General features: G+C 60.3%; 11 protein-coding genes. 3 read left to right on the top strand and 8 right to left on the bottom strand.

Annotated features, from left to right (window positions below):
- Position 1: 1 nt before the first annotated feature.
- Both H035_RS0114445 and H035_RS0114440 read right to left on the bottom strand, forming a co-directional pair.
- Positions 2-694 carry a gamma-glutamyl-gamma-aminobutyrate hydrolase family protein gene (locus H035_RS0114445; RefSeq protein WP_022949681.1) on the bottom strand — a complete coding sequence of 231 codons (693 nt, stop codon included), beginning with the start codon at positions 692-694 and terminating at the stop codon, positions 2-4.
- On the bottom strand, positions 664-1,677 hold the full coding sequence (locus H035_RS0114440; RefSeq protein ID WP_022949680.1) for an amidoligase family protein: 1,014 nt from the start codon (positions 1,675-1,677) through the stop codon (positions 664-666). The genes H035_RS0114445 and H035_RS0114440 overlap by 31 nt, the downstream gene beginning before the upstream one ends.
- A gap of 289 nt (positions 1,678-1,966) precedes the next feature.
- Here H035_RS0114440 and H035_RS0114435 point away from each other — a divergent pair, with 289 nt between their 5' ends.
- Positions 1,967-2,254: a sll1863 family stress response protein gene (locus H035_RS0114435; RefSeq protein ID WP_022949679.1), complete on the top strand. Its 288-nt coding sequence runs from the start codon at positions 1,967-1,969 to the stop codon at positions 2,252-2,254.
- A gap of 72 nt (positions 2,255-2,326) precedes the next feature.
- On the opposite strand, the gene H035_RS19925 is transcribed toward H035_RS0114435, so the two are convergent.
- From H035_RS19925 to nirB, 4 genes are all read right to left on the bottom strand, one after another.
- The gene (locus H035_RS19925; protein WP_051149863.1) at positions 2,327-4,270 is read right to left on the bottom strand and encodes a RelA/SpoT family protein; all 1,944 of its coding nucleotides are present in this window, start codon (positions 4,268-4,270) and stop codon (positions 2,327-2,329) included.
- Between the two features lie 131 nt (positions 4,271-4,401).
- The gene (locus H035_RS0114425) at positions 4,402-5,313 is read right to left on the bottom strand and encodes a PhzF family phenazine biosynthesis protein (protein WP_022949677.1); all 912 of its coding nucleotides are present in this window, start codon (positions 5,311-5,313) and stop codon (positions 4,402-4,404) included.
- On the bottom strand, positions 5,310-5,690 hold the full coding sequence (gene nirD, locus H035_RS19920) for a nitrite reductase small subunit NirD (RefSeq protein ID WP_022949676.1): 381 nt from the start codon (positions 5,688-5,690) through the stop codon (positions 5,310-5,312). Before nirD ends, H035_RS0114425 begins: the two co-directional genes overlap by 4 nt.
- Positions 5,687-8,257 carry a nitrite reductase large subunit NirB gene (gene nirB / locus H035_RS0114415; protein ID WP_022949675.1) on the bottom strand — a complete coding sequence of 857 codons (2,571 nt, stop codon included), beginning with the start codon at positions 8,255-8,257 and terminating at the stop codon, positions 5,687-5,689. The genes nirD and nirB overlap by 4 nt, the downstream gene beginning before the upstream one ends.
- 249 nt (positions 8,258-8,506) lie before the next feature.
- Here nirB and ftsH point away from each other — a divergent pair, with 249 nt between their 5' ends.
- On the top strand, positions 8,507-10,417 hold the full coding sequence (ftsH, locus tag H035_RS19915) for an ATP-dependent zinc metalloprotease FtsH (protein WP_022949674.1): 1,911 nt from the start codon (positions 8,507-8,509) through the stop codon (positions 10,415-10,417).
- A gap of 93 nt (positions 10,418-10,510) precedes the next feature.
- On the opposite strand, the gene ntrC is transcribed toward ftsH, so the two are convergent.
- Complete coding sequence (ntrC, locus tag H035_RS0114405; protein ID WP_022949673.1) at positions 10,511-11,929, bottom strand: nitrogen regulation protein NR(I); 1,419 nt, start codon at positions 11,927-11,929, stop codon at positions 10,511-10,513.
- Entirely contained in the window at positions 11,919-13,004 is a 1,086-nt protein-coding gene (gene glnL / locus H035_RS0114400; protein ID WP_022949672.1) for a nitrogen regulation protein NR(II), read from the bottom strand. Before glnL ends, ntrC begins: the two co-directional genes overlap by 11 nt.
- A 204-nt stretch (positions 13,005-13,208) precedes the next feature.
- Here glnL and H035_RS0114395 point away from each other — a divergent pair, with 204 nt between their 5' ends.
- Positions 13,209-13,547 (top strand): P-II family nitrogen regulator, encoded by a 339-nt coding sequence (locus H035_RS0114395; RefSeq protein ID WP_022949671.1) that lies wholly within the window; start codon positions 13,209-13,211, stop codon positions 13,545-13,547.
- The last annotated feature ends 5 nt before the right edge of the window (positions 13,548-13,552 follow it).

Raw genomic sequence — 13,552 nt, 5'->3', positions numbered from 1 at the left:
TTTAGAGGTGTTTTTGCGCCGCGGCGACCAAGGCGCTGAAAAGCTTTCTCTGGCGGGAGGAAAACAGCAGAAATTCGGGGTGCCACTGGACACCGATGAGAAAGTCCTGCTGAGAGTCCTCCACCGCCTGGATGATGCCGTCCAGATCCCAGCCCGACACCCTAAGGCCGCGGCCCAGGCGGTCGATGCCCTGATTATGCAGGCTGTTGATGCGGGTGCGCGTCGTGCCCAGGAGTTCGAGCAGTCGACTGGTGTTTTCCACCAGCAGGGTCTTGAGAGGCAAAATCGTCCAGCGGTTGGAGGTGTTTTTGCGCAGGGACTTGAGCTCCTGATACAGGGTGCCTCCCAGGCGCACGTTGAGCAATTGCGCGCCGCGGCAGATGCCCAGAAGGGGCAATCGGCGGGCCAGCGCATCGTCGATGATGCGGGACTCGAACTCGTCGCGTTCCTTGTCGTAGCGCGGCTCGACCTCCGATTCTTGCGCGTACAATACCGGGTCCACGTCGTGTCCTCCCGTGATGACGACGCCCTGATAATCGAGCTGAAATGCTTCGTGATTATGCGCCGGGCTCAGCTGAACCGCCCGGCCGCCCGCCAGCCAAACCGCCAGATGGACCAGAATCCGTGGTGCGATACCTCGCCTCCGGGGGCCGGTGACCGCGATTAGCGGTCGCCGGGATGAGAAAGCAGCCAATTTTCTACTTGTTCGGCCCAGTTTTTAAATAAGCGATCGAGGGGCTTGTCCAAAAATCGGACGTATAGCCGACACAATTCATCCAGTCGATCGGGTTCGAATGCCAGCTTCTCCACCTCGAGCCAGTCTCCCCATGCGAATCGGATGCCCCAGCCTTCCCGGTCGATTTCGCAGTTGGGCAGACGATAATGAAAGGTGGGGCGGGCTTGGATGCGAGGATCCTTGATGACTTGCCTCACCCGGGGTTCATCCAGCAGGGCGAATAGGGGCAATAAATCCAAGGCGCGGTTGCGGGTGGGGTTGGCTTTCAGGTAATCGTCGATCAGATCGCGCATTTCGGGGCGATAGGCGGGGTCCACCACCCAGCGCACGTAATCGATGGGAAAAGGGTCGATATAGGTGGTGAGCCGACGGGTCAGATTCACATGGGCGTGCGCCTTGAGCCAGTCGAACAGACACAGGAAGGCCTTCAGGTAACGCGTCAGGGTGGTGGCGTCGGTGGCGGGGACTTCGGGGTTGAGGTGCATGCCGAAAGCATACAGCAAACCGTCTTCGGTGCCTTTGGCGCCGGCTTCCCGGAGGCGCTCGATCAGATATTCCACCGCGATCAGGCGGTCCAGGGGAATGGGCGGGCTGACCACTTCCAACGGCACGATTTGCTCCGATCCGACCCGAAGCAATTCCTCCGCGAGTTGATCCATGTCCTTCCGCAATTTTCCGGACGGGCCGGTTTCGCGCCCCTTCTTTTTCAAATAGGCGAAATCGAGCTCGATCTTCCAATCCCCGGCGGGATCTCCGTGGACGATATGCTCGTAGCGGCTGAGCTTTTCCACCGTGCCGGAGACCCGGTCGGCCACGATCCGGGAGAGGGTTTCGATGTCGATGCCGATCATTTCCAGCTCGACCCCGATTTTCCGAGTCTCGCCGTGTTCCGTGGTAGTGACGGGCGGCAGGGGAATGTTTAGGTTCGAAGATTTCATCATGTCGATCGTGTCGGATAATCTGAAGCGTTTGCACCGGCCGGGAACAATCGGTGGTGGTAGTTTACATGCCGATGGACAGTTAAGGGGAGGGATAATTCCGCCTCCCTTCTTTTTCATACCAATGGTCTCTAGATATCGGTTCGTAGATAATACGCTTACTCAAAAATGTCAATGCGAAGCGCAACCGGAGTGATCTATAGTGGATTTTCGCCTTATTTGGGCGAGGGCCGTTGATACTTATCGGGTATCGGCCGGCAGACGCGTAACCGATCAAAGCAGGAGAATGACGATGAATGAACGTGATGCTTATGTACAAAAGATGAAGGCCAAGCTGGATGAATGGAACGCCGAGTTGGATAAACTGAGCGCCCAAGCGGAAGCGGCCGAAGCGGACGCCAAGTTGGAATACCAGGATCAGATAGACGAACTCGAAAAGCTGCGCAACCAGGCCCGTCAAAAGCTGGGGGAAGTGGAATCGGCGAGCGACGATGCGTGGGCGGACGTCCGGCAAGGCGCGGAAGCGGCGTTGAACGAGATGAACAACGCTTTCAGCAATGCCCTGAAGCGTTTCAAGTAAACCGCGCAAACTTTACACAGCCCGCGACCTCCCTTACAAGAGCGGGCTGTTTTTAGGGGAAAACGATGCGGATCATTCCCAAGCCGCCTCCACCAGGCGTTCCCGCCGTGCTTCCGGCAGATGCACGATATTGGGACAATCCCGGCGGTGGATGGTGATCCGGTGCTGGACGGTGAGATAGCCGATCACCGGATCTCCCGGCGACGGCTGGCAGCAGCGGGCCAGCCGGGTCAGCAGATTCGGTTCTCCTTGCACGGACAATGTCGGGGCAACCCCCTGTGATTGCCCCGAATTAGAACGGGCACTGGGGCCCGCTCCTACTGAGGATTTGGGGTCGACCGGTGGGGTTGACGGGGAGATGTTCCCACGCAGGGCGGTTGCGACTTGACCGCGCGAGATCTCTCCGCGGCCGGCGGCGATCCATACTTCTTCCGGTTTGCGAAAACGAAAACGCCGCAAAATCGCCGGCCAATCGATTTCCTTCAATCCCAGTCGGCGCTGTTCGCGCTCCAGCCGTTGGCGCCCCAGGCGGAGATGGTTTTCCGCTTCCTGGCGCTTGAACCATTGCCGGATGCGGTGGCGGGCGCGGCCGGTCCGAATCTGATCGAGCCAGCCGCGGTTCGGCCCCCCGGATTTGGCGGTCAAAATCTCCACCCGTTGTCCGGTCCGGAGACGATAATCCAGCGGCACGATGCGGTCGTCCACCCGCGCGCCGCGACAACGATGGCCCACCTGGGTATGAATGGCGTAGGCGAAATCCACCGGGGTCGCCCCGGCGGGCAGACAGATCACCCGATGGCGGGGGGAGAGCACGAATACCCGTCCGGCGAACCAGTCTTCCCCTTTTGCCCCCGTCTGCAGCGAGCGGCGCAGCGCCGCGACGGTATGTTCCAGGGTGGCGTCGTGGCGCCCGCCCTCCTTGTAGCGCCAATGGGCCGCCATCCCGTATTCCGCCAGGGTGTGCATGGCGTCGGTGCGGATCTGGATTTCCACCGGCAGGCCCTGCGGTCCCTCGATCACGGTGTGGAGCGATTGATAGCCGTTGTCCTTGGGCCGGGCGATGTAATCGTCGTATTCTTCCGGAATCGGTTCCCAGCGGTCGTGCACCAAAGCCAGAACCCGATAGCAGGCGGGCACGTCGCCGACGATCACCCGCACGGCGTTGAGATCGAAGAGTCCCGAGAAATCCAGCTGTTTGCGCTGCATTTTCTTCCAGATGCTGAATAAATGCTTGGGACGCCCCTGGACGTTGGCGGTGATTCCGGCGTGGTGCAGTCCGGTCTTCAGGTGAGCGATGAAATCGTTGACGTAGCTTTCCCGGTTGGCGCGGGTCGAAGCCAGCCGGGTCGCCAAGTGGTAATAGGCTTCCGGTTCCAGATGGCGGAAAGCCAGGTCCTCCAGTTCCCATTTCAACCGGTGCACGCCGAGGCGGCTGGCCAGGGGCGCATGCACCGCCAGGGTTTCCCGGGCCAGCGTCGGCGGGGTATTTCCCTCCGGTGCTTTTCGTGCGACGACCTGGCGCAGCGTTTCCAGTCGCCGGGCGAGGACGATCAGGAGGGGACGCACGTCGTTGGCGACGGCCAGAAACAGGCGGCGCCACATTTCCACCTCTTGGTCTTGGGACTTCGCCTGATCCGAGAGGGCCGCCTGTGCTTCCGGGCAGACCAATTGCTCCAGTCGCTTGACCTTGGTCACCCATTCGGCGACCTGGGTGCCGAATTCGGTGGACAATCTGTTGCTGTCCGGTACGGCATCGACCAGCAAAGCCGCCTGCAGGGTGGGGGCGTCGGCCCAGACACTTTTGAGGGTTCGGGCCACGGCGAAGGCGTTGGAACGCTTGCCCGGTTGACGTTCCGCGGTCAGGACGGATGCCAGGGCGCGGCGCACGGCTTCGGCCTGCTCCGGGGCATAGCCCCGGCACAAACTGTTCAGCAAACGATATTCCGGGGTCGCTTCCCAAACCCTGGGGGCGAACTTCAATCGCTCCGGAGAAGAAACGGACGGTGGCACGGGCATTTGGCAATTCTGATCTGACATCGCTTAACCGTTATATTCGAGAACGGCAAGAGGGTAAAGTTCGATTTTTTTCGTATCCCTGCCCACCGATATCCACGCGAAGGCGTGTCGGTCAGAGCTTCTCGCTTCGGTCAGAGAATATTGCCTTCCGCCACGATGGTCGCCTCTCCGCCGATACGAAGATTAAGCCGGTCGGATCCCCGGTGGTCCATTTCCAAATGAATCAGGCTGCGACGGGCGTCTTCCGCTCCCCGCTCCACGGTAAATACGTAAGTCCCCCGGCGGATATGGGGATGCGCGCACAGGTAGGCGCAAAATGCGGGCATGGCCGCCCCCACCGGCGGCGCTTCCCGGGGGGCGATATCGGGGCCCACCAAGCGGGCGTGAAAGTCCGTTTCCGGGCGCCGGGTCCGGGCGCTGAATAAAAGAATTTCCTGGGCGGCGGTGGCGGGGGCGGTGGATTCGGCCCAGGTTTTGAAGTCGAACACCGCGCGCCGCACGGTTTCGTCGTCCTTCAGTGGAATGATCAGGAAGGGTCGGCCGCAGGCGGCGATTTTGGGGTGAAAGCGTTGGGTTTCGATCTGGGACGGTTTTAATCCCAGGATCGCCGCCAGTTCTTCCAGCGGTGGCGTGAACGAATCGACGATCGGTTCCACGCTCATCGCCAGGGTGATCAGCCGCGGTTCGCCGTGTTCGCGGATTATATGCACCGGCAGGACGCCGCGCCGGGTTTCCAGGGCGATGCGGGTATCGGCTGTCTCCTTGGGAAAATCGTCGAGATGCGCCAACACATAACCTGCGGCGACAATGGCCTGGGCGGCGAAATTCATCTCCCGGTGGGGCATGAAGATCCGCGCCCGGTAATCGTGGTCGGGGTCTTGCGGAGGCAGCAGGAAGAGGGTCTGGGGTAGGTTCAGCTCGCCCGCCAATTGTTGCATCCGGGTTCCGGTCAGTTTTTCCGCCCGGGGAAAGACACCGATCTGGGCGCCACTGAAGGCTTCCCGGGCAAAGGCGTCGACGATGTAATAGCGGACTTCGCTCATGGGTTGTCCCCCGCTTCGGATTGATTGTCTGCCAGCGCCTCGAGTCCGATTTGAACCCGGTCTCCCTCGATTTTCACCGGATAGACGGGAATTGTCACTTCGTCCGACTCCAGGCAGCGTCCCGTCCTGAGGCTGAAGTGCTGCTTGTAGACCGGCGAGGCGACCACCGGCTCTTCGCCGATGCTGCCGGTCAATCCCCGGGCCAGGACGTTGGCTTGGCTGAAGGGGTCGTAGTTGCCGACAGCATATACCTGATCCAGTTTGGGGAAATGAAAAATCGCGACTTGCCGCCCTTCCACCAAGACGCAGACGCCGGCATCGGGTTCCAAGTCGTCACTGTTGCAGACATCGATCCAAGGGGTTGCGTTCGGACTCATGCGGTCTCCAATTCGATGGGAATTTCCTCGAGGTGCTTGCGTTCCACCGGGGTGGCGGGCCGGATCTGTCCGCGCTCTTCGATGAACACCACATTGTCGTCGCTTCGGTCGCTGTTGACGAAGAAGCGAAAGCGTTTTCTGAGGATTTCCTCGTTCTCCAGGGTTTTCTTCCACTCGCATTCATAGGTTTCCACGAGGCGCTGCATTTGCGCTTCCAATTCGTCGCAGATGCCCAGCTTGTCGTCGACGACCACCTCGCGCAGATAGTCGAGTCCGCCTTCCAGGTTCTCCAGCCAGACCGAGGTGCGCTGCAGCCGGTCGCCGGTGCGGACGTAGAACATGAGGAAGCGGTCGATATATTTGATTAGGGTCTCGTCGTCCAGATCGGTGGCGAACAGGTCCGCGTGGCGCGGTTTCATGCCGCCGTTGCCGCACACGTAGAGGTTCCAGCCCTTTTCGGTGGCGATCACCCCCACGTCCTTGCCCTGGGCCTCGGCGCACTCGCGGGTGCAGCCGGATACCGCCATTTTGATCTTATGGGGCGAGCGGAGTCCCTTGTAGCGGTTTTCCAATAAAATCGACATGCTGACGCTGTCCTGGACCCCATATCGGCACCAGGTGGAACCGACGCAGGATTTGACCGTGCGCAGCGCCTTGGCGTAGGCGTGGCCGGACTCGAAGCCGGCGTCGATCAACTCCTGCCAGATGGACGGGAGTTGCTCCAGCCGCGCGCCGAACAGATCGACCCGTTGGGCGCCGGTGATCTTGGTGTAGAGGCGGTATTTTTTCGCCACCTCGCCCAACACGATCAGCTTCTCCGGGGGGATTTCCCCGCCCGGCACCCGGGGAATCACCGAATAAGTACCGTCCTTCTGCATGTTGGCCAGGCGATAGTCGTTGGTGTCCTGCAGCTTGAAGTGCTTGTCGGACAGAATATAGTCGTTCCAGTAGGAAGCCAGGATCGAGGCCACCGCCGGCTTGCAGATGTCGCATCCCAGCCCCTTGCCGTACTTTTCCAAAAGCTCGTCGAAGGTGCGGATTTCCTCTACCCGAATCAGGTGATACAGCTCCTGACGGCTGTAGGGAAAATGCTCGCACAGGTCCTTATTGACTTCCAGGCCGCGTTTTTCCAATTCCGAATCCACCAGGGACTTGAGCATCGCCGCGCAGCCGCCGCAACCCGTGGAGGCCTTGGTTTGCGCCTTGATGTCGGCCAGGGCGACCACGCCTTGCTCGATCAATTCGACCACGCCGCCCTTGGTGACGTTGTGGCACGAGCAGATGGTGGCGCTGTCGGGCAGGGCGCCAGGGCCGAGTCCCGTCTCTGTTCCTTCCACGGCGGGCAGGATGAGTGTATCCGGTTGCTCCGGCAGTTCGATGCCGTTGAGATAGTATTGGAGCAAGGTGTCGTACTGGGCCGCGTCCCCCACCAGCACGGCGCCCAACAGGTGTTTGCCGTCGAAACTGACGATCAGGCGCTTGTAGATTTCGTCGTGTTCGTTCTGATAGAGATAGGTTTGCGCTCCGGGAGTGCGGCCGTGGGAGTCGCCGATGGTCCCCACGTCCACGCCCATCAATTTGAGCTTGGTACTGAGATCGGCGCCGGTAAAGCGGGCTGCTGCTCCGTTGAGCTGTGCCACCACCGTTTCCGCCATTCGGTAGCCCGGCGCGACCAAGCCGAAGATCTGGTTGTTCCACAGCGCGCATTCGCCGATGGCGTAGATATCCGGATCGGAGGTTCGGCAGCATTCGTCAATGACGATTCCGCCGCGCGGCCCCACTTCCAGCCCCGTTTTGCGCGCCAGTTCGTCGCGCGGGCGGATGCCGGCGGAAAACACGATCATGTCGGTTTCCAGTTTGTCGCCGTCGGCGAATTCCATCACGTGCTTTTGGAAAGTGCCCGCGCCGATATTCCGGGTATTCTTGCCGGTATGGACGCCTACCCCCAGGTCTTCGATCTTGCGCCGCAGCATGACGCCGCCGCCTTCGTCCAATTGGACCGCCATCAGGCGCGGGGCGAATTCCACCACGTGGGTCTCCAGCCCCAGGTCCTGCAAGGCCTTGGCCGCCTCCAGACCGAGCAGGCCGCCGCCCACCACCGTTCCGCTCTTGCTTTCCCGCGCGGCTTCGGTGATGGCTTCCAGATCCTCGATGGTGCGATAGACGAAGCAGCCTTCCCGGTCGTGGCCGGGAATCGGCGGCACGAAGGGATAGGAACCGGGGGCCAGGACGAGTTGATCGTAGGGGATTTCGATGCCTTCGCGGGAGTGGACGATTTTGCGCTCTCGATCGATATCCACCGCCTTGTCGCCCAAATGGACGGTCACCCCGTTTTTACGGTAGAACTCCGGGGTGGTCATGGCCAAGTCGTCCGGATCGCGGTTGGCAAAGTACGAGCTCAAGTGAACCCGGTCGTAGGCCAGCCGGGGTTCCTCGCTGAAGGTCACGATCTTGAACTTCGCGGCCGCATCGCTCTGGAGCAAGGCTTCGATAAAATGGTGACCGACCATGCCGTTGCCGATGACCACCAAGGTTTTCTGCTTTGTAGTCGGGTGATTCCGATACATGGGTTTTGCCTTCTGGGAAATGGATCGGGTACTTGATTAAGATTTATACGAATTGATCCAGCACTCATCGTGCCAACCCGTTTTGATAAACGCAGTGGAATGATTATGCGGGCGATCCGTCGGGATCGATGGAATCCGGAAGCAGGGAAAAATGCACCGAATCTGTGCGACAAATGGCGGCATGCACAAAAAGTGGACTCTTTCAATGAGTGATAAACTGCGAGTCTCTTGACGAAAGACGAAAACCTTATGGCTCCCAAGCAAACCCCGAATCAATCCCAGCCGCCGGTGAATACCCAGCAGTCCCCCCAACAGTCCTGGTCGCGTCTGCTGCTTTGGTTTTTCATGCTGCTGATTCTGTCGTGGTACTGGTTCAATCTGGGCCAGAATCAGGCGCAGACCCTTTCCTATACGGCATTCAAGGAAACCGTCCGCGCCGGAAAAGTCGCCAGCGTGACCTTGCAGGGGGATCAGGTGACCGGTCAGTTGCGGTCGATGAAACCGGTTTCGGAAAAAGACCAAGCCAAGGCCGAACGTTTCAAGACCACCTTGCCGCCGGTGGAAGATCCGGAGTTGATGCCCCTGCTGGAAAAAAACGGCGTGGAAATTCAAGCCAAATCGGAAGAAGCCACTTGGTGGCTCAGGGCCTTGATCGGCATTCTGCCCTGGATGTTGATCATCGGCCTGTTTTGGTACAGTAGCCGCAAGATGCAGGAGCGTATGGGCGGGGGCGGGGTGTTCGGATTCGGAAAATCCAGGGCCCGGCGTTTTCGCAAAGGCGAGACGGATCTGACCTTTGACGATGTCGCCGGCTTGGAAAACGCCAAGCTGGATTTGCGCGAAATCGTCCATTATTTGCGCGACCCGGATCACTACCGCAAATTGGGCGCCAAGATTCCCAAGGGGATTCTCCTGATGGGTCCGCCGGGCACCGGCAAGACCTTGTTGGCCAAGGCGGTGGCCGGCGAGGCGGACGTGCCTTTCTTCAGCATCAGCGGCTCGGAATTCATCGAAATGTTCGTGGGGGTGGGGGCCTCGCGGGTGCGGGACATGTTTGAAAGCGCCAAGAAGGAGGCGCCGGCGATCATTTTCATCGACGAGATCGATTCGGTGGGCCGGGCGCGCGGCACGGGACTCGGCGGAGGCCATGACGAGCGCGAGCAGACCCTGAACCAGATCTTGAACGAAATGGACGGTTTCGCCCCCCACGAAGCGGTGGTGGTGCTGGCCGCCACCAACCGCCCCGATGTGCTCGACCCCGCTTTGCTGCGGCCGGGGCGCTTCGACCGCAAGGTCACCCTCGATTTGCCGGACAAAAAAGCGCGTCTGGAAATTTTGAAAATTCATACCGCCCATGTCCCCTTGGCTGGGGATGTGGCGCTGGATCGCCTGGCCGCGCTCACGGTGGGCTTCTCGGGAGCAGACCTGGAAAATCTGGTCAACGAAGCGGCGCTGCTGGCGGGACGGGACGATCGGGACCAAGTGGATATGGCGATCCTGCTGAACGCCCGGGACAAGATCGTTTTGGGCGGCAAGCGCGAAATGGTGATCAGCGACGAGGAGAAAAAGCAGATCGCCTATCACGAGTCGGGACATGCGATCGCGGCGAGTCTTTTGCCCTACGCCGATCCCTTGGACAAGGTGACGATCATTCCGCGGGGGCGGGCCTTGGGCGTCACCGAGCAGATTCCCGAGGAGGATCGGCACAATCTCAGGCAAAGTTACCTGCGGGACCGCATCGGTGTGATGCTGGGCGGCCGGATCGCCGAACAGATCGTATTCGGTGAGGTCAGTTCCGGGGCCGAGAACGATCTCAAGCAGGCGACCCGCCTGGCCCGGCATATGATCACTCAATGGGGTATGAGCGAGAGCCTGGGGCCGGTGGCGTTTCGCCGAGGGGAGGAACATATTTTCCTGGGCCGGGAAATGGCGCAGCAGCGCGATTTCAGCGAGCATACCGCGCGGATGATCGACGAGGAGATTCGCGGTTTGCTCTGCGAAATCGAGGGTAAAGTGACCGAATTGCTCCAGACCCATCGCCCGCAATTGGACGATCTGGCCAAGGCCTTGTTGGAAAAGGAGACGCTGGAGGCCGATGCCATTCAGGCGATCATCGAGTCGGAGAGCTCCCTCGAACGTGCCCGGGAATCCGGTGCTTGAATCGTTCTGGCTTATCCCGCCAGCGGTGAGACTGGCGCCCAGGGCTCATTTGGTCGGCCAACGTCATCGTGGATGCGTTTTCCGGAAAGCGGGTCACGGCGTTGCCGGTTCCTCTTCCTCCAATTCCAACTCGTTGATCTTGCGGGTCAGGGTGTTGCGCCCGTAGCCCAATAGCCGGGCGGCGTCCTGACGTCGGCCCCGGGTGTGCTTGAGGGCGGTCCGAATCAGAATCCGTTCCGCCTCGGCGATCGCTTGTTTGGCGATGTTGCCTTTGCCGTCGGCCAATTGTTGGGCGGTCCATTGAGTCAGTTTCGTCCGCCAATCCCCGCCGCTGTCGGCCAGTGTCGATCGGGGCGAGGGTTTTCCCATCAGTTCAGGCGGCAAATCCTCCCTATAAATGGTTTGACCCGGCGCCATGACCGTCAGCCAGCGGCAGGTGTTTTCCAATTGGCGCACGTTGCCTGGCCAATCCAGTTGACTCAGATATGCCTCCACTTCGGGGCGCAAGAGCTTGGGTTCGGTGTTGAGCTCCTTGGCGATGCGCTTGAGAAAGCGGCGCAGCAACAAGGAGATGTCCTCGCGTCGATCGCGCAGCGCCGGCGTATGGATGCGGATCACGTTGAGGCGATGATAGAGATCCTCGCGGAAGCGGCCTTGGTTGACCAGTTCCTCCAGGTTTTGATGGGTGGCGGTGATGATGCGGACGTCCACTCGGCGCGGAGTATGGGCGCCGAGAGGGTAGAACTCTCCCTCGGCCAGGACCCGCAGAAGCCGGGTTTGGAGTTCGGCGGGCATGTCGCCGATTTCATCCAGGAACAAGGTGCCGCCGTCGGCTTGTTCGAAGCGGCCGATGCGACGCTGCTGGGCGCCGGTGAAGGCGCCTTTTTCGTGGCCGAATAATTCCGATTCCAGCAGATCCTTGGGGATGGCGGCCATGTTGAGGGCGATGAAGGGCGCATCCCGGCGAGGGCTGTGACGGTGGAGGGCACGCGCCACCAATTCCTTGCCGGTTCCGGACTCGCCGGTGATCAATACCGTGATCGGCGAGCGGGCCAGCCGGCCGATGGCCCGGAATACTTCCTGCATGGCCGGGGCCTCGCCGATGATTTCGGGCACCGGGCCGCAGCTGCCGGTCGCCTTGGGTTCCTCGCGGTTATGACAGGCCCGCTGAACCACTTGGACCACTTCCTCCAGATCGAATGGCTTGGGTAGATATTCGAATGCGCCGCCGTGGAGAGAGGCCACCGCGCTGTCCAGATCCGAGTGGGCGGTCATCACGATCACCGGCAGATCCGGGTGGCGGTTTCGAATTTGACTCAGAAGCTCCAGGCCGTCGATGCCGGGCATACGGATGTCGGTGAGGAGAACGTCGGGCTGGGAGTGTTGCAGCAACAACTCCGGCTCGGAGGCGTCGGCAAAGCTGTGAACCCGAAAGCCGGCCTTCTTGAGGGCCTTGTCCAAGACCCAACGGATGGATTGATCGTCGTCGATGACCCAGATTTCATTGGGCATGGCGATTCTCCAGTGGCAGATAAATGGAAAAACAGGTCCGTCCCGGCTGCGATTGGCACTCGATCATTCCGCCGTGACGGGTGACCAGGGTTTGGGCGATGGAAAGTCCCAAACCCGTCCCGTCGGGGCGGCTGGTAATCATGGGATAGAAGATCTGATCCAATAGTTCCGGGGCAATGCCGGGCCCGGCGTCGATGATGTCGATTCGAACCGCCTGCCGGTGGTGCTGCTGGCGGATGGTGACGCGCCGCTTGATGCGGGTCCGAAGGGTGATCTCGCCGTCGCCTTCCAGGGCCTGGGCGGCGTTGCGGGCAATGTTGAGGAAGGCTTGAATGAGCTGATCCGGGTCGCCGTGAATCGGCGGCAGGCTGGGATCGTAGTCGCGCCGGAAAGCGAGGGTGGGATACTCCGCCGCCAGGACCTGGCTGACCCGTTCCAAAATCTGGTGGATGTTGAGCTCGATCATGCGGGGCGGTTGATTGGGAGCCAGCAGGCGATCGATCAAGGCTTTCAAACGGTCGGCTTCGGCGATGATCACATCGGTGTATTCGGAAAGCGCCGGATCGGTCACTTCGGTGGCCAGCAATTGGGCCGCGCCGCGCAATCCCCCGAGGGGATTTTTGATTTCATGCGCCAGTCCCCGGAGGAGCTGGTGAACCACGTTTTGCTGGGCCAGCCAACGTTCGTCGCGGGACAATTGCTGGTAGCGTTCCACATCCTCGATTTCCATCACCACCGCATCCACTTGCTCGTCCTGGAAGAGGGGAGTCATGGCGCAATGCACGGGAAGGATGCGCCCCGGCAAGTGGAGGGGCAGGTTGCGTTCCACCCGCGGCGAACCGCTCCGGATGGTGTGCGCCAGGTCGCCGGCGAATTTTTCTCCCTGGGGACCGAACAGCGCCGACGCCGGTAATCCCAGGCTCTGGCGGGCGCTGATCGCCAAGAGCATTTCCCCCGCCGGGTTGAGGTAACGCAGGTGTTGCGTGCGGTCGAACAGCAATACCGCGTTCCCCAGATGTTCCAGGATGCGTTGATGTAACGGTTCGTCTTCGCGGTGGATGGTTTGATTGTTCATGCAATATTGAGAAGCAAATTATATACCTAAGTTTAGGAATGAGAAGAAAAGGGAGGATCGGCTGGCCTGCCCGTTGATGGTGCGCAAAGGTCCAATCATGTGCATTGTAGGAAAGCCTATTCGCCCAATCCAGGGATATTCATGCATGGCATGAAAGGTGCTTGTTTATTGCCGGAGAAACCGAACTGAATTTGAGGAGTTGCAATGAAACTGGTAACTGCGATTATTAAACCGTTCAAGCTGGACGATGTGCGCGAGGCTTTATCCGATGTGGGTATCGCCGGGATTACGGTCACCGAGGTCAAGGGTTTCGGCCGCCAGAAAGGGCATACTGAACTCTACCGCGGCGCCGAATATGTGGTGGATTTTCTGCCCAAGGTGAAAGTGGAGGTGGTGGTGTCCGAAGATCAATTGGAGCGGGTGGTGGAGGCGATCGGTCAGGCCGCCCGCACCGGCAGGATCGGCGATGGCAAGATTTTTGTCGGTCCCATGGAGCAGGTCGTCCGGATTCGCACCGGGGAAATCGGTGCCGAGGCCCTTTAAGGTTG

It is taken from the genome of Methylohalobius crimeensis 10Ki (assembly GCF_000421465.1).
Taxonomy (GTDB): domain Bacteria; phylum Pseudomonadota; class Gammaproteobacteria; order Methylococcales; family Methylothermaceae; genus Methylohalobius; species Methylohalobius crimeensis.
This window is presented reverse-complemented; position numbering and strand designations above follow the sequence as displayed.

What these genes read in the sequence shown, in the direction of transcription:
- glnL (WP_022949672.1), bottom strand. Translation starts at nt 13,004, where the DNA reads ATGAACAATCAAACCATCCACCGCGAAGACGAACCGTTACATCAACGC.
- ftsH (WP_022949674.1), top strand. Translation starts at nt 8,507, where the DNA reads ATGGCTCCCAAGCAAACCCCGAATCAATCCCAGCCGCCGGTGAATACC.
- nirB (WP_022949675.1), bottom strand. Translation starts at nt 8,257, where the DNA reads ATGTATCGGAATCACCCGACTACAAAGCAGAAAACCTTGGTGGTCATC.
- H035_RS19925 (WP_051149863.1), bottom strand. Translation starts at nt 4,270, where the DNA reads ATGCCCGTGCCACCGTCCGTTTCTTCTCCGGAGCGATTGAAGTTCGCC.
- nirD (WP_022949676.1), bottom strand. Translation starts at nt 5,690, where the DNA reads ATGAGTCCGAACGCAACCCCTTGGATCGATGTCTGCAACAGTGACGAC.
- ntrC (WP_022949673.1), bottom strand. Translation starts at nt 11,929, where the DNA reads ATGCCCAATGAAATCTGGGTCATCGACGACGATCAATCCATCCGTTGG.
- H035_RS0114395 (WP_022949671.1), top strand. Translation starts at nt 13,209, where the DNA reads ATGAAACTGGTAACTGCGATTATTAAACCGTTCAAGCTGGACGATGTG.
- H035_RS0114440 (WP_022949680.1), bottom strand. Translation starts at nt 1,677, where the DNA reads ATGATGAAATCTTCGAACCTAAACATTCCCCTGCCGCCCGTCACTACC.
- H035_RS0114435 (WP_022949679.1), top strand. Translation starts at nt 1,967, where the DNA reads ATGAATGAACGTGATGCTTATGTACAAAAGATGAAGGCCAAGCTGGAT.
- H035_RS0114425 (WP_022949677.1), bottom strand. Translation starts at nt 5,313, where the DNA reads ATGAGCGAAGTCCGCTATTACATCGTCGACGCCTTTGCCCGGGAAGCC.